The organism is Autumnicola edwardsiae (assembly GCF_031846505.1).
Taxonomy (GTDB): domain Bacteria; phylum Bacteroidota; class Bacteroidia; order Flavobacteriales; family Flavobacteriaceae; genus Autumnicola; species Autumnicola edwardsiae.
Window position 1 is genome coordinate 1 of the sequence record NZ_JAVRHP010000148.1, and the last position, 4,467, is coordinate 4,467.

A 4,467-nucleotide genomic window follows, 5' to 3' on the forward strand; every position below is an offset into this window, starting at 1 on the left:
CCCCCATTACCAATCCAATAGCGGTGATCTGGAAAAGCCATTCTGTCCTGGTAATATCAAAATAAAATCCTGCAACAGTCACAGCAATTGCTATTGCAAATTGCACCTGGATGCTTGGTTCATGTCTTAACAACAACCAGGCACCCTTCATTGCATAGCCTCCTCCTCTAATACGTTTTCCGAGGAAACTATCTCTCATTATAAGAGTGTTTTTAGCGCAGCAAGATAATCAGGTTCCTCAGCAATGTCCGGTACTTGTTGGCTGTGAATTACGTTTCCGTTTTCATCCAGAACAATGACCACACGCGAGAGGAGGCCTTCAAGTGGGCCATCCAACATTTCAAGTCCATAATCTTTTCCGAAATTTCTCTCTTTAAAATCTGATAAGTTGATTACGTTCTCCAGGCCTTCATCATTCACAAATCGCTGTTGTGCAAAGGGTAAGTCTCTGGAAATACAGAGTACAACAGTGTTTTTTAAATCTGAAGCTCTTTGGTTAAAGTTTCTTACAGAAGTTGCACACACTCCTGTGTCTATACTTGGAAATATATTCATGACCACACGTTTTCCTTTAAAATCATTTAAAGTCGCTGTGGAAAGGTCTGATTTTACCAATTCAAAATGTGGGGCTCTTTCATCTTTGGCAGGAAGATCACCGTAAGTTGTGACTTTTTCTCCCTTGAAAGTTATCTGTGACATAAGTAATTTTTTTTGAAACATAAATTTAGGATTAAACTCTTTGAGTAATACTAAAATTATCATAAAACAGAAAAGGCTGCTTTTAACTAAAAGCAGCCTTTTTTCAACTTGTGTTTTCATGATAAAAAGCGGTCTACTTATCTATAGAACCTAATACTTTTTTCACAAAATTATTTGCAGCGTCCATTTCAGAATCGCCATTTTCTATCATTTTATGAACCTCAACGGCTCCACAAAGATTGGTAAGTAATTCTCCAATTACATCCATTTCCTCGTCAGAAACAGATCTGTGTTCGGTGAAGTTTTCCAATACTTCAATGGTGTTTTCCAGTTTTTCAACTTCGTTATTGCGTTGAAGGTGTTTAATTACCGGTAACTTCATTTACTAAGTCTTTTAATGGTTCAAATTTGTTGGTTTGAACCTGGTTCACGAAAGTTCCACTTTTAAAGGTTGCAAAAGTTGGAAGGTTGTTTACGTTAGCCATTTTTCTTGACTCCGGAAATTTTTCGGCATCTACCATTAAGAATTTTACATTCTCGTTTTCTGAAGCCAGTTTTTTAAACTTTGGCTTCATTAACCGGCAGTTACCGCACCATCCGGCCATGTATTGCACAACAACCGTATCATTATCAGCAACTATTTCGCTTAGATTATCGCTTTCTATTTCTTTTACCATAACAGTCTTTCTCCTTTTTTAGTTTACGCTTAGGTAAGAAGCAACGCCTTCTCTGTTTGCGTTCATTCCTTCTTTACCTTCTTCCCAGTTTGCAGGACACACTTCTCCTTTTTCCTGTACGTGAGTATAAGCATCTATTAAACGAAGAAATTCCTTCACGTTTCTACCAAGTGGCATGTGGTTCACACCTTCATGGAAGATCGTTCCTTCTTCGTCTATAAGGTAAGTTGCACGATAAGTAACATTGTCACCTTCTACAGTTAAATCTCCTGTTTCCTCATCGTAGGATTCGTTAGAGATATCAAGTATACCTAATCTTGAGCTAAGGTTTCTATTGGAATCTGCAAGAATTGGATAAGTCACTCCTTCAATCCCTCCATTGTCCTTAGGTGTATTAAGCCATGCAAAATGAACCTCGGGAGTATCACAGGACGCACCTATTACCATTACATTTCTTTTTTCAAATTCTTCCATTGCTTCCTGAAAAGCGTGAAGTTCTGTAGGGCAAACGAAGGTAAAATCCTTGGGATACCAAAAAAGAAGTACTTTTTTGTTATTCTTCTGAGCTTCTTCAAGAATGTTGATCTTAAAAGTGTCGCCCATATCATTCATTGCGTTAACGCTTAAATTTGGAAATTTTCTTCCTACTAATGCCATAGTATAATTGATTTTTAAAGTTTGTTTTTGTTTTTTAAATCTGCTGCAAATTTAGAGAATGAGTGCAATAAATAAAGGATTTGAAATTTTAATTCTTTATGAGATAATAGGATTTCATTATGATGATTAAAATATAAAATAGAATAATTCTATTTCACCTGAAAACCACTGTGAAATTAGGAAGTTTGAATTTTTTATGCGACAGATTTCTCCTTTAATTCCCTGATTTTTATGTTAAAAGCAGCAAATATGAGGGTCATAAACGGACTCAGGTAATTGAAGAATGCATAGCCAAAATAAGAAAGTACAGGTACACCTAAAACACCACTATGATATGCGCCGCAGGTATTCCATGGAACTAGTACCGACGTTACGGTTCCTGAATCTTCCAGGGACCGGCTTAAATTTTCAGGAGCAAGTCCCTTATCCCGGTATGCCTGGGCAAACATTTTTCCCGGCACAACAATAGCGAGGTATTGATCTGAAGCAGTTAAATTAAGCGCAAGACAGCTAAAAACCGTACTTGCAAACAACCCGAAAACGGTATTGAACATATCTAAAAGCGCTTTGCTGATTCTTGCCAGCGCGCCAATGGCTTCCATTATCCCTCCAAAGACCATGGCGCAGATAATTAACCAGATCGTGCCCAGCATACCGGCCATTCCACCGGAAGAGAAAAGATCGTTCAAGTTTTCGTTACTGGTTTCTACTGCGGTATCTACAGTAATGGCTTGCATAATTCCCCGGTAACCACTTATAAAATCAAGATTTTCGGTACCCGCGATTTGTGCAACAATATTTGGCTGAAAAATCAGTGCGGCAAGGGCTCCCAGTAAAGTTCCGATTAAAAGGGCAATTAAAGGCGATGTCTTTTTTACAATTAGAGCAATAACTATTACCGGAACTAAAAAGAGCCAGGGCGAAATCCTGAAAGATTCTTCTATAGAACCTAAAATAGCAGAAGTATCGGTAGTTCCTGAAGTATCAATATTAAACCCTATAATTACAAAAATAATAAGTGTAATAATAATTGTCGGCACTGTGGTGAGGGTCATATATCGGATGTGGGTAAACAAATCTGTCCCGGCCATGGCAGGTGCCAGGTTGGTAGTATCGCTTAACGGAGAAAGTTTATCTCCAAAATAAGCACCAGATAAAATAGCCCCCGCAGTCATTCCTACAGAAATTCCTAATGCTTCGGCAATTCCTATAAGCGCAATCCCCACGGTAGCCGAGGTGGTCCAGCTACTTCCCGTGGCGACAGAGATAACAGCACAAATAATCACGCAAGCGGCCAGGAATATAGTCGGATTAAGAATTTGAAGTCCATAATAAATCATGGTGGGTATAATGCCGCTCACCATCCAGGTTCCGGCAAGTGCACCAACCATTAATAGAATTAAAATTGCCCCTGTGGTACTCTGTATATTTCCGGCAACTTCATCTATCATTTTATCATAGTCTACCTTATTAAAGTAACCTACAATTGCTGCAACGGCACCACCCAAAAGAAGAATAAACTGATTGGAACCATCAAGCGCCGCATCTTTAAAAACAAAAACATTAAAAGCCAGCATGGCAATAAGTGCAAAGACCGGGATCATTGCTTCCCCAATACTCAGCTCCCTGTTTTTTTCGATTTTTTCATTTTTAAAGGAGGTATTTTCGTTTTCCATCAGGTGTTTAGGGTTTCTTGAGTGTAGGTGAGAGAAATATTTATTGTAGCAAGAACGGCTCGTTATGTAAAAAATAACCCCTTCAGTGCTTTATGTACTCTCTCTTTACCTGTTTAGCCTGTAATGTTACGATTTTAAACAAAAATGAGCAAGTATTAATATTCTTCCGGAAAAACGTGAAGAAGAAAGATGATTTATTTCCACAATTTTTTTTCGATGTTCCTCAGTTACTTTTTGGATATGTCAGAAAGAGATGTCTCCATTTGAAAAACACTTATATTATTAAGTATTTTTCACTAATTACATAATTAAGTAGTTGTAGCCAACACAGTAGTTCTTAAAATTTTACAAAGCCGCTCTGCAACGTTGTTCATTGAAGAGAATAGTCGTACTTTTGTGACCAATTTGTTAAAAAATCAACATAAAAAACATAGAATTATGAGTAAATATGATGTTGCGGTAATAGGTTCAGGTCCCGGAGGTTATGTGGCGGCCATACGTTGCGCACAATTGGGAATGAAAACTGCAATCATAGAAAAATACCCAACCCTTGGAGGTACATGTTTAAATGTAGGTTGTATCCCAAGTAAAGCTTTACTGGATTCCTCTCACCATTATCATGATGCTGTAGAGCACTTTAAAGAGCATGGGATCGATATTCCCGGGGATATTAAGGTGAACCTGGAGCAAATGATGAAGCGTAAATCTTCTGTAGTGAGCCAGACTTGTGACGGAGTCAAATTCCTGATGGATAAGAA

General features: G+C 38.1%; 7 protein-coding genes. 1 reads left to right on the forward strand and 6 read right to left on the reverse strand.

Annotated features, from left to right (window positions below):
• The 6 genes from RM529_RS15925 to nhaC all read right to left on the reverse strand — a co-directional run.
• Window positions 1-199, reverse strand: a 199-nt coding sequence (locus tag RM529_RS15925) for a diacylglycerol kinase family protein (protein WP_311485737.1), incomplete at its 3' end; no start/stop codon positions are given.
• A complete protein-coding gene (tpx, locus tag RM529_RS15930) occupies window positions 199-699 on the reverse strand; it encodes a thiol peroxidase (protein WP_311485738.1) in 501 nt (166 codons plus the stop codon). The genes RM529_RS15925 and tpx, both read right to left, overlap by 1 nt.
• Window positions 700-832: 133 nt before the next feature.
• Window positions 833-1,081, reverse strand: coding sequence for a DUF6952 family protein (locus RM529_RS15935; RefSeq protein ID WP_311485739.1), 249 nt, complete (start codon window positions 1,079-1,081; stop codon window positions 833-835).
• Window positions 1,062-1,376: a thioredoxin family protein gene (locus tag RM529_RS15940; RefSeq protein ID WP_311485740.1), complete on the reverse strand. Its 315-nt coding sequence runs from the start codon at window positions 1,374-1,376 to the stop codon at window positions 1,062-1,064. The genes RM529_RS15935 and RM529_RS15940 overlap by 20 nt, the downstream gene beginning before the upstream one ends.
• Before the next feature lie 18 nt (window positions 1,377-1,394).
• Entirely contained in the window at window positions 1,395-2,033 is a 639-nt protein-coding gene (locus tag RM529_RS15945; RefSeq protein ID WP_311485741.1) for a peroxiredoxin, read from the reverse strand.
• Window positions 2,034-2,227: 194 nt separating this feature from the next.
• Entirely contained in the window at window positions 2,228-3,709 is a 1,482-nt protein-coding gene (gene nhaC, locus RM529_RS15950) for a Na+/H+ antiporter NhaC (protein ID WP_311485742.1), read from the reverse strand.
• A 438-nt stretch (window positions 3,710-4,147) separates the two neighbouring features.
• Between nhaC and RM529_RS15955 the strand changes: the two genes are divergently transcribed.
• On the forward strand, window positions 4,148-4,467 hold a 320-nt coding region (locus RM529_RS15955; protein ID WP_311485743.1), incomplete at its 3' end, for an FAD-dependent oxidoreductase.

Coding starts and splice junctions, on each gene's coding strand:
- tpx (WP_311485738.1), bottom strand. CDS start 699: ATGTCACAGATAACTTTCAAGGGAGAAAAAGTCACAACTTACGGTGAT.
- RM529_RS15940 (WP_311485740.1), bottom strand. CDS start 1,376: ATGGTAAAAGAAATAGAAAGCGATAATCTAAGCGAAATAGTTGCTGAT.
- nhaC (WP_311485742.1), bottom strand. CDS start 3,709: ATGGAAAACGAAAATACCTCCTTTAAAAATGAAAAAATCGAAAAAAAC.
- RM529_RS15935 (WP_311485739.1), bottom strand. CDS start 1,081: ATGAAGTTACCGGTAATTAAACACCTTCAACGCAATAACGAAGTTGAA.
- RM529_RS15945 (WP_311485741.1), bottom strand. CDS start 2,033: ATGGCATTAGTAGGAAGAAAATTTCCAAATTTAAGCGTTAACGCAATG.